Below are 15,668 nucleotides of genomic sequence, written 5' to 3'. Positions count from 1 at the left end.
GATCACCGCCTGTCGCGATCTAGGAGTCGCAACAACTGACCTATTTACACCACCAGTTGATGAAATCCCAGCCGTGGCCGGCCTTCCGCCCGTAAACGGGCGCCGGACCCGACATCTCACGAGGCGGCAAGCGAATTCCATTACGGTCCGGAGCGTGTCGGCTACTTTCAGCTGTCTTCTGCCGGGTCCTCATCCGCGTGCTGCGATAAGCTGTGACCAACGTGTCTGTGCCCTCCGGCCCTCGCGGCCCAGCCGCCCCGAGCGGTGCGGCATGGCGGCCAAACCTGCTCGGTCAGCGGGAAATCCACTCAACAACGCCAGGGGACAGTGCCTTCTCTAGGCCCGTTCTCCCGTAGGTCGGTTTTCATGGACCTGAACACCATCACCGAAGTAATCCGGCGACCGTCCGAGCGGCCAGGCATGGACTGGCACGAGGGCGACGCCTGGCTCGCAGGCGGAACCTGGCTCTATTCCACGGAGCAGCCGGACCTGCGACGGCTGATCGACCTGACGGAGTTGCGTTGGGAGCCCCTTGTTCCGACGGACGAGGGCCTGGAGATCAGCGCCACCTGCACCATTCACGACCTGTATGCCTTCCCCTGGCCGAAGGTCTGGACCGCCGGAATCCTCTTCCGGAAGAGCTGTGAGGCATTCCTGTCGTCGTTCAAGGTCTGGAACGCGGCGACCGTCGGCGGAAACATCTGCATGTCCCTGCCCGCCGGCCCGATGATCACATTGACGGTCGCGCTGGAGGCGCGTTACGAACTATGGGCGCCCGATGGCTCCGTGCGTTTCGTCGACGCCCTCGATTTCGTCACCGGCGACCACCGCAACATTCTCGCCCCCGGGGAGATCCTCCGGCGCATCACCGTTCCGGAGCACGCGCTGCGCAAACGCACCGCGCACCGTCGCTTCACGCTGACCCGGCTCGGCCGGTCGACGGTGTACCTCGTCGGCACGCAACGGCTGGGAGCGAACGACCTGTTGCTCACCGTCACCGCGGGCACCACGCGGCCGGTCCGCATCGCCTTCGACTCGTTGCCCGATGCCCGAACCCTGCGGCAGAGCATCGACGCCGTGCCGGCCGACGTCTGGTTCGCCGATCCCAACGGGACCCCCGACCACCGCCGGCATCTGACCCGCCACTTCGCCGAAGAGATTCGCCGCGAACTCACGGCTGGGGACCTGGCATGAGCTACATCGTGAACGGCAAGGCGTTCGACCGGGAGCCGGCCCCCGGCCAGTGCCTGCGCACCTTCCTGCGCGAACTCGGCCACTTCGGCGTCAAGAAGGGGTGCGACGCGGGCGACTGCGGCGCCTGCACGGTGTGGCTGGACGGCGTACCGGTACACAGCTGCATCACCCCCGCGTTCCGCGCGGATGGCCGCGAGGTGACCACGATCGAGGGCCTCGGACGGCCCGGCGCCCCGCACCCCATGCAGCGGCAGTTCGAGGACGCCCCGGGGTTCCAGTGCGGTTTCTGCACCGCAGGGATGATCATGACGTCGGCGACCTTCACCGAGGAACAGAAGGCGGATCTGCCCAGGGCGTTGAAGGGCAACCTCTGCCGCTGCACCGGATACCGGGCGATCGAGGACGCCGTGAAGGGCGTCAGCGCGGTGGAGACGGCGGCACCGGGCAAGGCCGTCGGGACGAGCGTCGCCGCTCCCGCGGGCCACGACGTGGTGACGGGCCACGCCGAGTTCACCATGGACACGCACATCGACGGCATGCTGCACCTCAAGGTGCTGCACTCACCCCACGCGCACGCCCGGATCCGCTCGATCGACAAGAGCGCCGCGCTCGCGGTGCCCGGCGTGCACCGGGTCTACACCTGGGAAGACGTACCCCGCAGACGCTTCACCACGGCGATCCACACCGACCACCTGGTCGACCCGGACGACACCTACGTCCTCGACGACACGGTCCGCTTCGCCGGCCAGCGCGTCGCCGCGGTCCTGGCCGACACGGTCGGGGCGGCCGAGGAGGGCTGCCGGCGTCTCACGGTCGATTACGAGGTGCTGCCGGCGGTGTTCGACCCCGAGGCGGCGATGGCCGACGGCGCACCCCAGCTGCACGGCTCCCACGATCCGTTCGTCCGTGACCCCGTCCACAACATCCTGCTCGAACTCCACTCGCACATCGGCGACGTCGACGCGGGATTCGCCGCGGCCGACGTGATCCACGAAGGCACGTACTTCTCACCACGGGTGCAGCACGCACATCTGGAGACCCACGGTTCGATCGCGTGGATGGAGGACGGACGGCTGAACGTCCGCACCAGTTCGCAGTCACCGTCGATCGCGAAGGTCAAACTGGAGTACCTGTTCGCGCTGCGCCCGGACCAGCTGAGGGTGTTCTGCAAGCGCGTCGGCGGCGGATTCGGCGGCAAGCAGGAGGTGATCGCGGAGGACCTGGTCGCGCTCGCCACCCTGGACACCGGGCGGCCCACCTGCCTCGAGTACACCCGTGAGGAGGAGTTCACCACCGCCTCGCCGCGGCATCCGATGACCCTGACGGTCAAGCTCGGCGCGAAGGCCGACGGAACGCTCACCGCGTTCCAGGTGCGCAACGTGTCGAACACGGGCGCCTACGGCAACCACGGCGGCGAAACGGTGTACGCGGGCGGAGCCGCCGTCATGATCTACCGCTGCCCCAACAAGAAGTACGACGCGTACTCCGTCTACACGAACACCGTGCCGAGCGGGGCGCTGCGGGGTTACGGGATGACGCAGCCGGCGTTCGCCGTGGAGTCGGCGATGGACGAACTGGCCCGCGCCCTTCACATCGACCCGCTGGAACTGCGCCGACGCAACATCGTGCGGCCGGGTGAGCCCCTGGTCGCCATGGACGACGGCCCCGACGACGTGCTCTTCACCGAGGACGGACTCGCCAAGTGCATCGACCTGGTGGGCGACGCGTTGGCCCGCACCGCCGACCGGCCCCCTCCCGGCCCCGAGTGGCTCGTCGGAGCCGGCGTGGCCAGTTCCCTGCACGAGACCGCGCCCCCGACGGAACACCTCTCCGAGGCCTGGGTCACGCTGGGCGACGATCTCATCTACGAACTGGCCGTCGGGACCCCCGAGTTCGGGGAGGGAACCTCCACGGCCCATGTGCAGATCGCGGCCACCCAGCTGGGCACGACACCCTCGCGGATCCGTCTGGTGCAGTCCGACACCGACCGCACGGGATTCGACACCGGTGCCTTCGCCAGTGCGGGCCTCTTCGTGGCGGGCAACGCGGTCCTACGGGCGGCCAACGCTGTACGCGACCGCATCCTGCACTTCGCCGCGGCACACACGGGCGTCCATGTCGTGATGTGCACGATGGACGACGACGGTGTGGTCTGCGGGGACCGTCGGGTGTCACTGGCCGAGCTCGTCGCGCTGGCCCGGACGCGTGGAATCCGATTCACCGCCGCACGCAAGGCATACGGCTCGCCCCGGAGCGTCACCTCCAACACGCAGGGGTTCCGGGTCGCCGTGCACCGCGTGACGGGGGAGATACGGATCCTGTACAGCGTGCAGGCGGCGGACGCCGGAGTGATCATCAACCCGGCGCAGGTACGGGGGCAGGTGGAGGGCGGTGTCGCCCAGGGAATCGGCTTCGCGCTGACCGAGAACCACCAGGTCGACGACAGCGGCGCCATGATCAACCCGAACCTCCGCAACTACCGTATCCCCACCTACGCCGACGTGCCCCGTACCGAGGTCCTCCTGGTGGGCTCGACGGATTCGGTGGGACCCATGCGGGCGAAGGGGATGGCCGAGTGCTGTATCAACCCGGTGGCCCCCGCGCTCGCGAACGCGGTGCACGACGCCACGGGCGTCCGCTACCGCGCGCTGCCGCTGACTCCGGAACGCATTTACGGCCGGCTCCCAGCGGAGCAGTCGGTGTCGACAGGTTGAGCCACCATGAACACCGCGAAGAACGTAGCCGCCGCAGCGACGGCGATCATCGGCCAGAAGGTCCTGCCCGGGATGGAACGGGAGTTCGAGGCATGGCAGGGCGACCTCAACGCCGCGGCCGCCTACTACCCCGGCTTCCTGGGCGCCGAGGTCTCCCCGCCGACCCCGCTGCAACCCGACTGGGTCGTCGTGTACCGGTTCGACTCGGTGGCGCATCTGCAGACGTGGATCAACAGCGCGACCAGGCAGACGTATCTCGACGTCGGCGCCAAGTACTTCGACGGCCCGGCGACCCAGCAGGTGGTCAGCAGCGGCACCCAGTCACTGGATCCGCTGGTCACCGTGGTGGTCACCCACCGCGTCGCCCCGAACCAGGTCGACGACTTCCTCGCCTGGCAGCACCGTATGGTCCAGGAGGAGAGCAAGTTCGAGGGGTTTCGCGGGACGGAGCTCTTCCGCCCCATCGAGGGGCTCCAGGAGGAATGGACCACGCTGTACCGTTACGACAGCGCCGAGCACCTGGACGCCTGGCTGACGTCGCCAGAGCGGCAGGAGATCCTGGCCGAGGGCGAGAGGTTCAGCGACTTCAAACTGCGCACCATCGACAACTCGTTCGGCAGCTGGTTCGCCTTCGAGGGCAACGGCAAGGAGGCACCGCCGCCGCCCTCCGAGACCAGGACCTCCCTCGCCGTCTGGGTCGGCCTGTACCCGACGGTCGTGCTGCTGACGCTCGCTCTGTCCCCGCTGCACATGCCGCTCTGGATCGGCCTGCTCGTGGGCAACCTGCTGTCGAGTTTCCTCATGAGTTTCCTGACCATGCCCTACTACGTGAACCCATTGCTCGGGCGATGGCTGCGGCCATCGCCGGACGAACCGGCGAGGGCCAACCTCCGTGGCATCGGTGTCGTGGTGGGGGCGATGGCCTTCTGGGCTGTCGTCTTCTACCTCGTCACGGTCCGGTTCTGGACGCTGCCCTGACCGGCGACCGTGATCGCCGGAAGCTCCTGTCCGCCGAGCCCGATGGGCCTCCCGAGCAGGGGACGCCGCGTGGGCACAGGGCTGCTGGCGCTGCGGCTGCGGCAGGTCAGAGGCCGCCGGTGTTGAGCAGCCGGTTGGGGGTGCCGGAGGGGACGCCGCGCACGACACCGCGGGTGGCCGTGTGGTCGAGCCAGACGTGGACCTCATTGGCCGTGGCGTGGGGGTGTGCCGACAGGTACAGCGCGATCACGCCCGTCGCATGCGGCGCGGCCCAGGACGTCGCGCCGCCCTCCTCCGTGGTCGTACCGCCGCCGGCGAGGGCGGAGGTCACCTTCTGGCCGGGGGCGTACAGGTCCACGCACCGTCCGTAGCCCGATCCGTAGGAGCTGGTGTCGCTCCATGCGCGGTCGTTCGAGGTGGAGGCCGCCACCACGATCGTGCCGGGGACGCCGGCCGGGGAGTGCTTGCAGGCGTCGTCATGGAAGTTGCCGGCCGACACCACCGTCGGGATCCCCGCGTCGACCATCTTCTTCACGGCGGACTCCAGGGCCGCCGACCGGTGGTCGAGGTTGAGCGACATGTTCACCACCGCAGGCTTCTGCGCGTGCGCGGTGACCCACTTGACCGACTTCACCAAGGCCGCCTCGGCCGCCCCCGGGGAGCCTTCGCCCTCGCTCTCGCACAGGATGCCCTGGACCCGTACGAGGTCCGCCTTGGGCGCCACCCCGTACCTCGCGCCGCCGATGATGCCCGCGACGAACGTGCCGTGGCCCATCCCGTCCTCGCTGAAGCAGTCACCGGAGTCCTTCGCGCCCACGAAGTCGGCGCCGAGGTGGGCGCGTCCGCCGAACTCCTTGTGGGTGATGTCCATCCCGGTGTCGATCACATAGACGTGAACGCCCTTGCCCGTGGCGGTGGTGGTGAACTTCCCGTTCAGCGGCCGCGACCGCTGGTCCAGAATGTCCAGGTTCCACGGCACGTTCCGGGTGATGGGCGAGGACCCGGTCCGTGCGGCCCCGGACAACTTCCCCACGGTGCCGGCAGACGTCAGGGCCGAGTCGGACGCGGGGAGCTTCCCGCCGCTCCCCCCGGCCGCCGCGCCGGCTTGTCCGCCACAGGCCGAGGCCCCGAGCACCGTCGCCATGGCCAGCACCACGAGACCGGCCTTCGTCACGTTCCGCGTCACAACGTCCCCCACATCCCCGCTTCGTACACAGTCAGCGCACAAGACGTTCACCGGGGGCGGGCGGTTGCAGCGGGGTGTGCGGGTGGGTGGGTTCGCTGTGGGCGACCGGGGTACGCGGGGAGCGATCCGGGCCGCGGGCGCTGCGGCAATTTCGCTTGTTCGTCATCTTCAGGCCGCCCCGGGGACCATGGAGCGCTAGCTGTGGGCCAGTTCACTGGAGCGCCCCCCTCAACCGGACCTGAAAGAGGGACGCATGTCGAGACGCATGCCAAGGCGCGGGCTGGTCACGCTCGTTGCCGTCGGCCTTGCCTCCTCCGTGATGTCGACCACCACGGCATCGGCGGTCGGCACCCCGCTGACGCTCGCCGTGTTCGGAGACTCGCCGTACGGCCGGTCTGCGTACGCACCCGCGGGCCAGGGCGCCGACACGGCGCAGTTCCAGAAGACCCCGGCGTTCATCGGCACCATCAACGGTGACCCGACGATCGGCGACGTCATTCACGTGGGTGACATCCACTCGGGCAAGGAGTTCTGCACCGAGGACTACGACGCCTCGATCGCGTCCACGTGGCAGACCTTCACGAAGCCGCTCGTCTACACGCCGGGCGACAACGAGTGGGCCGACTGCCACAAGGCGTCGAGCATCACCTCACCCGGTCAAGGCGGCGGCTTCTACGACAAGGCCTCCGGTGCGATCAACTACATCGGGACAAGCGGCCTGTCGACCAACCCGGCGGACTGCGTCAGCTACCACTGCGGCGACCCGCTCGACAACCTCGCCGAAGTCCGGAAGGACTTCTTCGCGCGGCCCGGTCACACCCTCGGCAGCGGGACACTGAACGTGGTGTCCCAGGCCACCGCCTACGACCCGAGCCACCCGGCCGACGCGCAGTACGTCGAGAACGTGAGGTGGGAGCAGAACGACATCGTCTTCGTCACCATCAACGCGCCGGGCGGCTCGAACAACGACACCGACCCCTGGTACAAGGCGCCGGCCGCGACTCAGGCACAGACCGACGAGCGCACCAACCGGACCGCCGCCGACGTCCGCTGGCTCGATGCCGCCTTCGCTGACGCGCAGGCCGAACACGCCAAGGCCGTGGTGATCTCGGTGCAGGCCGACATGTGGGACCTCGACGGCAAGTCCAAGGACCACTTGACGAACTACGAGCCGGTCATCAGCGAGGTCGCCGCGAAGACGACCGCGTTCGGCCGCCCGGTGCTGATGCTCAACGGTGACTCACATCTGTACCGCTCGGACAACCCGCTGTCGCCGACGGCGCCGTGCACCGGCGAGACGGATCCGGCCACCGGCACCGGCGTGTGTGCCCACGACCCGGACAACAGCGCATGGAACGAGCACCCGTACTACAACGTCCCGAACTTCCACCGGATCGTCGTGCACGGCAGCACCACCCCGCTGGAGTGGCTGAAACTGACCGCCGACCCGAACGCCAATCACCCCGTCACCGACACAACTTACGGCCCATTCAGCTGGCAGCGCATGCAGCAGCCTCAGCTGTGATCCGCTAAGGGCGGACGTAAGGCCGCGTCATGATCTCCATGTTGTGGCCGTCCGGGTCGTCGAAATATGCCCCGCGACCGCCGAACAGGCGGTTGATCTGTCCGGGTTCGGTGTGGCCGGGGTCGGCGTAGTAAGTGACCCCGACCGCCTCCAGACGGGCGATCATGGCGTCGAACTGCTCGTCCGGCACGAGGAAGGCGTAATGCTGCGACTGGATCGGCTCGTCCCGCTTCTCGTAGTAGTCGAGCGTCACGCCGTTGCCGAGGTCGACGGGCAGGAACGGCCCGAACGGGGCGCCGACCTTCAGGCCCAGGATCGCGCCGATGAACTCGGCGGACAGGTGCCGGTCGCTTGCGTAGACGGCAGTGTGGTTCAGCTGGACGCAGGCCGCCGGCAGCTCGGATTCATGTGTGTACCGCTGGTCATAGGACATCGGTGAGGTGTCTCCGGTCTTGGGATCCGCAGGAAGGCGGCGCCGCACGCGGGCGCCGGGAACAAAGACGAGGAGATGGGGGCGGGCCTCTTGCCCGCCTCGCGCTCACGCGGAGGCCGGGGAGCTCACTCGTGTATGGCCCAAGGCCGACCCGGCAGTCACCCGACCGACCCTAGTGACCGCCACGGACCGGGGCAACACCGTTTCTCGGCCGCGCTTCGACGCCGGGCTCTCGCCCCGCCGCTGGGGTGAGCCGTGTCGCATCGGGGCAGGCGAGGTTGCTATGCAACGAGTTGCATAGAAGGATCGGCGTCATGGCGCTCGAACACGCGATCTTGGTGTCGCTTTTGGAGAAGCCGGGATCCGGCTATGAGCTGGCCCGGCGCTTCGAGCGGTCCATCGGCTACTTCTGGACCGCGACCCACCAACAGATCTATCGCGTGCTCAAGCGCATGGAGAACGACGGTTGGATCGACGTCCGGGACGTCCCGCAGCAGGGCCGGCCGGACAAGAAGGAATACAGCGTCGCCGACCTCGGCCGGGCCGCGCTGTCCTCCTGGTTGCACGATCCGATCGAGCCGGAGAGCGTCCGCCACGACCTGGCCGTGAAGATCCGGGGCGCCGCCTTCGATGACCCGGCCGCCCTGATCCGCGAGGTGGAGCGGCACCGGCAGGCGCATCGGGACCGGCTGGCGCACTATCTCGCAGGAGAGGTGCGGGACTTCACGGGGCCCGAGGCGAACGCGGCCGGTCCGCAGTCACCGCTCGACGCGGAGCGGGAGCTCCAGCACGTCGTACTGCGCGGCGGCATCGCGTACGAGCGGATGATGATCGACTGGCTGGACGATGTGCTGGCCACGCTGGCCCGGTTCGGTCCGGGCCGCTGATCACCGCCGCACCCGCCGCCGGTCCTCCCCATGCGGCCACCGCGGCCGCCAGACCTCCCGATTCCCACCCGTCCACCAGCCGAAAGGCGTCCTGACCATGGCTGACCAGCTGCTGTTCAACCCGCGCACATACGACCCCGCCCACTTCGACCCCGAGACGCGCCGCTTGCTGCGCGCCACCGTCGACTGGTTCGAGGAGCGTGGCAAGGGGCGGCTGATCGAGGACTACCGGACCCGCGCGTGGCTCGGCGACTTCCTCGCCTTCGCGGCGAAGGAGAACCTGTTCGCCACCTTCCTGACGCCGTCGTCCGCCGCGGGGGAGGGGGAACCGGACAAGCGGTGGGACACCGCCCGGATCGCCGCGCTCAACGAGATCCTGGGCTTCTACGGCCTGGACTACTGGTACGCCTGGCAGGTCACGATCCTCGGCCTCGGTCCGGTCTGGCAGAGCGACAACGCAGCCGCCCGCTCCCGCGCCGCGGAACTCCTCAGCCAGGGAGAGGTGTTCGCGTTCGGTCTGTCCGAGAAGGCCCACGGCGCGGACATCTACTCCACCGACATGCTGCTCGAACCCGACGGCGACGGCGGCTTCCGGGCGACCGGCTCCAAGTACTACATCGGCAACGGCAACGCCGCCGGACTCGTCTCCGTCTTCGGCCGCCGTACCGACGTCGAGGGCCCCGACGGCTACGTATTCTTCGCCGCCGACAGCCGTCACCCGGCCTACCGCCTGGTCAAGAACGTCGTCGACTCGTCCAAGTACGTCAGCGAGTTCCGCCTGGAGGACTACCCCGTAGCGGCCGAGGACGTCCTGCACACGGGCCGTGCCGCCTTCGACGCCGCCCTCAACACCGTCAACGTCGGCAAGTTCAACCTGTGCACCGCCTCGATCGGCATCTGCGAGCACGCGATGTACGAGGCGGTCACCCACGCCCACAACCGCATCCTCTACGGGCGCCCCGTCACCAGCTTCCCGCACGTGCGGCGCGAGCTGACCGACGCGTACGTCAGGCTCGTCGGCATGAAGTCCTTCAGCGACCGCGCCGTCGACTACTTCCGCTCCGCCGGCCCGGACGACCGCCGCTACCTGCTCTTCAACCCGATGACGAAGATGAAGGTGACCACGGAGGGTGAGAAGGTCATCGACCTGATGTGGGACGTCATCGCGGCCAAGGGCTTCGAGAAGGACAACTACTTCGGCCAGGCGGCCGTGGAGATCCGCGGTCTGCCGAAGCTCGAGGGCACCGTCCACGTCAACCTGGCACTGATCCTGAAGTTCATGCGCGGCCATCTCCTCGACCCGGTCGAGTACCCCGGCGTGCCGACCCGCCTCGACGCGGCCGACGACGACTTCCTGTTCCGGCAGGGACCGGCCCGCGGCCTCGGCTCGGTACGCTTCCACGACTGGCGGCCCGCCTTCGACGCGTATGCGCACCTGCCCAACGTGACCCGCTTCCGCGAACAGGCCGACGCACTCTGTGAGTTCGTCGCCACGGCCGCTCCCGACGCGGAGCAGAGCCGCGACCTCGACCTCGTCCTCGCGGTCGGCCAGCTCTTCGCCCTCGTCGTGCACGGACAGCTCGTCCTGGAGCAGGCCGCCCTGACCGCGCTCGACGAGGACGTGCTCGACGAACTCTTCGCCGTCCTCGTGCGGGACTTCTGCGCACACGCCGTCGAACTGCACGGCAAGGACTCGGCAACCGAACAGCAGCGGGACTGGGCGCTGGGTGCGATCCGGCGACCGGTCGTCGACGAGGCACGTACGGAGCGGGTCTGGCAGCGGGTCGAGGCGCTGTCCGGAGCGTACGAGATGGCTCCGTAGCCGCGCCTGCGCAGCACCGGTGGCCGGGCCGTGCGGGCCCGGTCACCGGTCGGTCCGGCAGGGTCGGCACGCCCTTGGTCGCGGCGCTCGCTCCGGGCTGTAGGCGGCCCGCTCGGTGCCCGAGGCCCCCGACATCGGCGACTCCCCGCTGGCCCAGCGACGTCCGGCTCTCCTTCCGGAGCTGGGTCTACGACCCGGCCGCCCCGCTCGACAGCGGCGTTCAGTGGTCGAGGAGCCGGAGGATGGGCTCGCCGAGGACGCCGAGCCAGCCGGCCAGGGCGGACAGCGGGGTCAGCAGGCCGGTCGCGGACGCGACCAGGGCTCCGGCCGAGGCCAGCAGCCGGGTGATCCGTGTGAGGCGGTCGGCCGCGCGGCGCTTGTCGGGTTCGGGCTGGGCCAGGTCGGTGTCGAGGGCTTCGAGCTCGCCGTGCACCTGGGGCGCCACATCCGGTGGCAGGGGCAGCTGCCGGAGCGCCTCACGCAACTGGTCCACCAGGTCACGGGCCTGCTGGTCGCCCGCGGCGAGGACACCCTGCTGGCCGCCATGGACCGTCTGGTCGCCCTGCACGTTGTTGATGACCCCGGCATCCTGTTTGCCGATGTTGAAGACCATGACCAGCTCCGCTCACTAGTGCGCTCTCACCCGATCCGTGGGGGCCAGGTCGGCGGCGGGGGTGGCAGGGGCCGCTCGGCTGCGACCCGGCGCCGCCGCGCGGTCGCGACGGCATGGAGCAGGATCCCGACGATCAGGAGGACGAGGCCGATCCCCGCTGCGGCGAACCCGATGGCCCCGATCGGCACGCCGTTGATGTCGGGCCCGAAGATCTTCGGGAGCGTCTGGGGAGGCGCCTCGGGCGACGACAGGTTGTTGACCTGGACGACGTACCGCACGATCACCCACGCGTACACGGAGCCGCCGGCCAGGAACAGGAGAAAGCCGATCCAGATAAGCCACCGGGCCCGCGTGCGGGCTGCGGCGATCTCCCGCAGGAAGCTCTCCCGCTCCACGGCTACTTGGTGGATGTACTCGTTGTACTGGTCGCGGCCGACGTTGCTGATCACGTCGGCCCGCTGGTCCTCGACATCGAAACGGGCACTGTGCGACTGGGTGGTGTGGGTCTGCGTCTGGACTTCGGGCCGCGCGCTGCCGGCCTCCTCGTACTTCGCCTCCACGGATCCGAACCCGACGACGTCACCGGACTGCAGTACCTGCGGTCCCTGGACCCGTGAACCGTTGACCAGCGTGCCGCTGCTCAGGTCCTCCACGGTGATCTGGTCGCCGGAGCGCCGCAGGACAGCGTGTTGGTGGCTGACCCCAGGCACATCCACCTGGAGCTGGTTGCTGCTGTCGCGACCCAGGACCTGGACCTCGTCGACAAGAGGCAGGACCGTTCCCGCAAGGGGGGCCGGGCTCCTGAGCACCAGCCTGGGCATGGCCCCGGAGGCTGAGGACGGGGTCATGGTGACCTCCCGCCGATCGCGGTCGCGGCGACGGAACGAATGCTTCCGCCGTCTCTTTCCAGTTAACCCGGAACCCTCCGATCAGTCGACGGGTGCTTGCGTTGCCTACACATCGCAATGGATCAGTGACCCAGTGATGTGTGCTAGGCTTTCGGAGTTGCAGTTGTGGTACCCATGAACCTATGTGCGCCTGACAGGAATGTTTTCCCCTCAGGCGCATTATTTGTTTTTCCGGCATCTCCGGATGGGGCCTCTGCCTACAGAACGGAGAAGGTCATGGCACAGGGAACCGTGAAGTGGTTCAACGCTGAAAAGGGTTTCGGCTTCATCGCGCAGGACGGCGGCGGCCCCGACGTCTTCGCCCACTACTCGAACATCGCGACCCAGGGCTTCCGTGAGCTCCAGGAGGGCCAGCGGGTCTCCTTCGACGTGACCCAGGGCCAGAAGGGCCCGCAGGCGGAGAACATCGTCCCCGCCTGATCGCCGGACGCGTATCCGCTCACCGGGGTCCGCACCGTCATGGTGCGGACCCCGGTTTGTGCTGTTTCCAGGAAGGCAAATAACTGCATGTCCCGCAGGCCCCAGAAGCCCAACCGGCGCGCCTCGTCGCCCCGACCGTCCGCGTCGTCGCCGAGTGAATTCCGGCTGCCGGAAAACACGACACCCGCACTTCCCGCTGTCGAGGACTTCGCCGGTCTGGACATGCCCGCGGGGCTGCTGAAGACCCTCACCGCGCAGGGCGTGACCACCCCCTTCCCCATCCAGGCCGCCACGCTGCCCAACTCGCTCGCCGGCCGTGATCTGCTGGGACGGGGACGCACCGGCTCCGGCAAGACCCTCGCGTTCGGGCTGGCCCTCCTGGCCCGCACGGCCGGACTGCGGGCGGAGCCCAAGGCGCCCCTCGCCCTCGTGCTGGTGCCCACCCGGGAACTCGCCCAGCAGGTGACCGATGCGCTGACCCCCTACGCGACGGCGGTCAACCTCCGGCTGGCCACCGTGGTCGGCGGGCTGTCCATCACCAAGCAGGCCGGTGCGCTCCGGCGCGGCGCCGAGGTACTCGTGGCGACCCCCGGCAGGCTCAACGACCTCGTGGAACGCGGGGACTGCCGGCTCGACCAGGTACGCATCACCGTGCTGGACGAAGCCGACCAGATGACCGACATGGGCTTCCTGCCGCAGATCACCAAGCTGATCCAGCAAGTACGGCCCGACGGACAGCGCATGCTCTTCTCGGCCACCCTGGACCGCAACATCGACCGCTTGGTGCAGCGGTTCCTGACGGACCCCGTGGTGCACTCCGTGGACCCGTCCGCGGGGGCGGTGACCACCATGGAACACCATGTGCTCCACGTCCTGGACGAGACCGACAAGAAGGCCGTCACCACGCGCATCGCGGCCCGTGACGGCCGGGTCATCCTCTTCCTCGACACCAAGAGGTCCGCCGACCGTCTCACCAAGGGGCTCCTGGCCGTCGGTGTCCGCGCGGCGGCACTGCACGGAGGCCGCTCCCAGCCGCAGCGCAACCGCACCCTGGAACAGTTCAAGAACGGCCAGGTCACCGCGCTGGTGGCGACGAACGTCGCGGCGCGAGGCATACACATCGACGACCTCGACCTCGTCGTGAACGTCGATCCCCCCACCGACCACAAGGACTACCTCCACCGGGGCGGACGCACGGCCCGGGCCGGCGGCTCCGGCAGCGTGGTCACCTTGGTCCTGCCCGACCAGAAACGGGACGTCACCCGGCTCATGTCGGACGCGGGCATCCGCCCCCGAACGGCCCGCATCAAGTCGGGCGACGCGGAACTGGCCACCATCACCGGCGCCCGCGAGCCCTCCGGCGTGCCCGTCACCATCGAGGTCCCCCAGCCGGCGACACCGGCGGTGTCCCGCTCGGACCGGAAGACCGGCACCGAGCCCGGCAGGCGATCCGGCCGCCGACGCCGCAACGGCGGCGGGGCACAAGCGGCGACAGCTGCCGCGGCCACGACGGGGAGCGGGGGCTCCGGCCGCCGGGCCGGGGCCGGGGCGACAGCGTCCGGTGGCGCGCCCGCCACCGGCGGGCGCGGCTCTGCCCGCCGAGCGGGATCCGGCGGGGCCACGGGAGGTGCCGTCGGAGCGGGCGGCCGCGGTTCCGACCGCCAGCCCGCGACCGGCGCGGCGACCGGCGCTGCCTCCGGCAAGGATGCCCGCGGATCCCGCCGCCGAACGGCGGCCGGCGGAACCACGGGCGGCGCTGCCGGCACCGGCGGCCGCGGTTCCGACCGCCGAGGCGGCCGCCGCACCTCTGCCACCTAGGCCGCAACAGGCAACTTTGGCCCTGGTGAGGACTTTTCGGCCGGAGGCCGTGTGCCAGTCGCCGCGTTCGGCACACTGGCGGTCCGGGTGGGACTCGAGGGTGAGCGAGCCGAAGTCGTCCAAGCGGACAACGACTTCTGACTCGCCGTTCTCGGGTGCGTGCGCGGGCCCGCCGGCGTGGTCAGCACCGTGTCCTTGGCATTCCGGTTGCCGACCGTGAGCCGGAGTCCCTCGCCGGGGTAGTGGCGCGCCTGGACACCGGCGTCGGTTCGCGCGCCGAGCGATCAGCGATGCGTGAGGCAGCTCATAGGACGGCGCCGGGGTGCGGAGTCGAGCCGTCCCGGGTCAGCCGAGTGTGAGAAGGCCGGCTTCGACCACGGCGCGGCCGAAGGGGCTCGCGAGTTCGGCGAGACGCTCACAACCGGCGTCGCCCAGGGCGGCGTAGGCCGGAAGGGCCAGCCGGTCGGTGCGGTCCTCGATGCGCTTGCGCAGGAGTGTGCCTTCCGAGCTGAGACAGTCGCCGTCGAGAAGGCCCCGCTCGCGCAGGCGCTCCCGGGTGCCGGCCCACTCGTCCTCGGGCCAAGCGCGGCTCACCTTGAGGAAGTCGACGGGAATCTCACCGGTGGCGGCGTGCAGGACCAGGGCCTCCAAGCCCCCGACGCCCTCGCTCAGCAGGCACGCGACATGGCCGTCGCCACGGAACTCCCGGAGCAGCGTCTGGGCGTGCCACAGCTGCAGCACCGGCTCCTTCGGCCAGGGCAGCGCGGCGTGCGCGGCGAACAGCGGGCGGCCCTCCGCGTGTTCGCAGGCCGCCTCGGCTGCCCGGCGGACCAGCGTCAGGACCTCCGCCAAGTCGGGCTGCTCGTGGATACCCGCCCGCCGCAGGGCTTCGTCCGCAGCGGCGTACCGCGCGTCCAGCACCTGCTGCGGCGTCGTAGCGTCCCAGGCCCCGTCGAGTGACTGGCGTACCAGATCGGGATTGAAGTTGTAGAAGGTCGAGATGACCAGCTCGGCGGATGCCCGGCCGAACGCGGCGCTCCGCGAGGCGAAGTACCCGGCGCGTGCGCTCAGTCCGAGGTCCGCGTACCGTCGCCTTGCCTCGGGGACGAAGTAGATCATGCCGTGTACGGGCTCGAGGCCGCGCCAGGCCGCGCGAGCTGTCTTCATGGG

At 69.5% G+C, this 15,668-nt stretch carries 13 protein-coding genes; 8 read left to right on the top strand and 5 right to left on the bottom strand.

Annotated elements, in window-relative coordinates:
- The first annotated feature begins 366 nt into the window (after positions 1-366).
- From ACWC0C_RS15695 to ACWC0C_RS15685, 3 genes are read left to right on the top strand one after another with little or no spacing between them, the layout of a single operon-like run.
- Positions 367-1,194: an FAD binding domain-containing protein gene (locus ACWC0C_RS15695; protein WP_450864464.1), complete on the top strand. Its 828-nt coding sequence runs from the start codon at positions 367-369 to the stop codon at positions 1,192-1,194.
- Positions 1,191-3,908, top strand: coding sequence for a molybdopterin-dependent oxidoreductase (locus tag ACWC0C_RS15690; RefSeq protein ID WP_450864462.1), 2,718 nt, complete (start codon positions 1,191-1,193; stop codon positions 3,906-3,908). The genes ACWC0C_RS15695 and ACWC0C_RS15690 overlap by 4 nt, the downstream gene beginning before the upstream one ends.
- A gap of 6 nt (positions 3,909-3,914) precedes the next feature.
- On the top strand, positions 3,915-4,886 hold the full coding sequence (locus ACWC0C_RS15685) for an antibiotic biosynthesis monooxygenase (RefSeq protein WP_450864460.1): 972 nt from the start codon (positions 3,915-3,917) through the stop codon (positions 4,884-4,886).
- Positions 4,887-4,992: 106 nt separating this feature from the next.
- On the opposite strand, the gene ACWC0C_RS15680 is transcribed toward ACWC0C_RS15685, so the two are convergent.
- The gene (locus tag ACWC0C_RS15680; protein ID WP_450864458.1) at positions 4,993-6,072 is read right to left on the bottom strand and encodes a S8 family peptidase; all 1,080 of its coding nucleotides are present in this window, start codon (positions 6,070-6,072) and stop codon (positions 4,993-4,995) included.
- A 253-nt stretch (positions 6,073-6,325) separates the two neighbouring features.
- Here ACWC0C_RS15680 and ACWC0C_RS15675 point away from each other — a divergent pair, with 253 nt between their 5' ends.
- On the top strand, positions 6,326-7,597 hold the full coding sequence (locus ACWC0C_RS15675; protein WP_450864456.1) for a hypothetical protein: 1,272 nt from the start codon (positions 6,326-6,328) through the stop codon (positions 7,595-7,597).
- Between the two features lie 4 nt (positions 7,598-7,601).
- Here ACWC0C_RS15675 and ACWC0C_RS15670 read toward each other — a convergent pair whose 3' ends face one another.
- Positions 7,602-8,030 (bottom strand): VOC family protein, encoded by a 429-nt coding sequence (locus ACWC0C_RS15670; RefSeq protein WP_450864454.1) that lies wholly within the window; start codon positions 8,028-8,030, stop codon positions 7,602-7,604.
- Between the two features lie 314 nt (positions 8,031-8,344).
- Here ACWC0C_RS15670 and ACWC0C_RS15665 point away from each other — a divergent pair, with 314 nt between their 5' ends.
- Both ACWC0C_RS15665 and ACWC0C_RS15660 read left to right on the top strand, forming a co-directional pair.
- Complete coding sequence (locus ACWC0C_RS15665) at positions 8,345-8,917, top strand: PadR family transcriptional regulator (RefSeq protein WP_449196131.1); 573 nt, start codon at positions 8,345-8,347, stop codon at positions 8,915-8,917.
- 97 nt (positions 8,918-9,014) lie between these two features.
- Complete coding sequence (locus ACWC0C_RS15660; RefSeq protein ID WP_450864452.1) at positions 9,015-10,739, top strand: acyl-CoA dehydrogenase family protein; 1,725 nt, start codon at positions 9,015-9,017, stop codon at positions 10,737-10,739.
- A 220-nt stretch (positions 10,740-10,959) separates the two neighbouring features.
- Here the strand turns inward: ACWC0C_RS15660 and ACWC0C_RS15655 are convergent, their stop codons facing one another.
- A complete protein-coding gene (locus tag ACWC0C_RS15655; RefSeq protein ID WP_449196133.1) occupies positions 10,960-11,352 on the bottom strand; it encodes a hypothetical protein in 393 nt (130 codons plus the stop codon).
- A gap of 26 nt (positions 11,353-11,378) precedes the next feature.
- Positions 11,379-12,200 carry an FHA domain-containing protein gene (locus tag ACWC0C_RS15650; protein ID WP_450864450.1) on the bottom strand — a complete coding sequence of 274 codons (822 nt, stop codon included), beginning with the start codon at positions 12,198-12,200 and terminating at the stop codon, positions 11,379-11,381.
- 276 nt (positions 12,201-12,476) lie between these two features.
- Between ACWC0C_RS15650 and ACWC0C_RS15645 the strand changes: the two genes are divergently transcribed.
- Together ACWC0C_RS15645 and ACWC0C_RS15640 are read left to right on the top strand one after the other, a co-directional pair.
- The gene (locus tag ACWC0C_RS15645; RefSeq protein WP_031161015.1) at positions 12,477-12,680 is read left to right on the top strand and encodes a cold-shock protein; all 204 of its coding nucleotides are present in this window, start codon (positions 12,477-12,479) and stop codon (positions 12,678-12,680) included.
- Between the two features lie 87 nt (positions 12,681-12,767).
- The gene (locus ACWC0C_RS15640; protein WP_450864448.1) at positions 12,768-14,498 is read left to right on the top strand and encodes a DEAD/DEAH box helicase; all 1,731 of its coding nucleotides are present in this window, start codon (positions 12,768-12,770) and stop codon (positions 14,496-14,498) included.
- Between the two features lie 345 nt (positions 14,499-14,843).
- Here the strand turns inward: ACWC0C_RS15640 and ACWC0C_RS15635 are convergent, their stop codons facing one another.
- On the bottom strand, positions 14,844-15,665 hold the full coding sequence (locus tag ACWC0C_RS15635; protein ID WP_450864447.1) for an SCO6745 family protein: 822 nt from the start codon (positions 15,663-15,665) through the stop codon (positions 14,844-14,846).
- Between the last annotated feature and the right edge of the window lie 3 nt (positions 15,666-15,668).

This window comes from Streptomyces sp. NPDC001709, assembly GCF_053596375.1.
This window is presented reverse-complemented; position numbering and strand designations above follow the sequence as displayed.

What these genes read in the sequence shown, in the direction of transcription:
- ACWC0C_RS15645 (WP_031161015.1), top strand. Translation starts at nt 12,477, where the DNA reads ATGGCACAGGGAACCGTGAAGTGGTTCAACGCTGAAAAGGGTTTCGGC.
- ACWC0C_RS15685 (WP_450864460.1), top strand. Translation starts at nt 3,915, where the DNA reads ATGAACACCGCGAAGAACGTAGCCGCCGCAGCGACGGCGATCATCGGC.
- ACWC0C_RS15660 (WP_450864452.1), top strand. Translation starts at nt 9,015, where the DNA reads ATGGCTGACCAGCTGCTGTTCAACCCGCGCACATACGACCCCGCCCAC.
- ACWC0C_RS15665 (WP_449196131.1), top strand. Translation starts at nt 8,345, where the DNA reads ATGGCGCTCGAACACGCGATCTTGGTGTCGCTTTTGGAGAAGCCGGGA.
- ACWC0C_RS15635 (WP_450864447.1), bottom strand. Translation starts at nt 15,665, where the DNA reads ATGAAGACAGCTCGCGCGGCCTGGCGCGGCCTCGAGCCCGTACACGGC.
- ACWC0C_RS15650 (WP_450864450.1), bottom strand. Translation starts at nt 12,200, where the DNA reads ATGACCCCGTCCTCAGCCTCCGGGGCCATGCCCAGGCTGGTGCTCAGG.
- ACWC0C_RS15655 (WP_449196133.1), bottom strand. Translation starts at nt 11,352, where the DNA reads ATGGTCTTCAACATCGGCAAACAGGATGCCGGGGTCATCAACAACGTG.
- ACWC0C_RS15695 (WP_450864464.1), top strand. Translation starts at nt 367, where the DNA reads ATGGACCTGAACACCATCACCGAAGTAATCCGGCGACCGTCCGAGCGG.
- ACWC0C_RS15640 (WP_450864448.1), top strand. Translation starts at nt 12,768, where the DNA reads ATGTCCCGCAGGCCCCAGAAGCCCAACCGGCGCGCCTCGTCGCCCCGA.
- ACWC0C_RS15670 (WP_450864454.1), bottom strand. Translation starts at nt 8,030, where the DNA reads ATGTCCTATGACCAGCGGTACACACATGAATCCGAGCTGCCGGCGGCC.
- ACWC0C_RS15690 (WP_450864462.1), top strand. Translation starts at nt 1,191, where the DNA reads ATGAGCTACATCGTGAACGGCAAGGCGTTCGACCGGGAGCCGGCCCCC.
- ACWC0C_RS15675 (WP_450864456.1), top strand. Translation starts at nt 6,326, where the DNA reads ATGTCGAGACGCATGCCAAGGCGCGGGCTGGTCACGCTCGTTGCCGTC.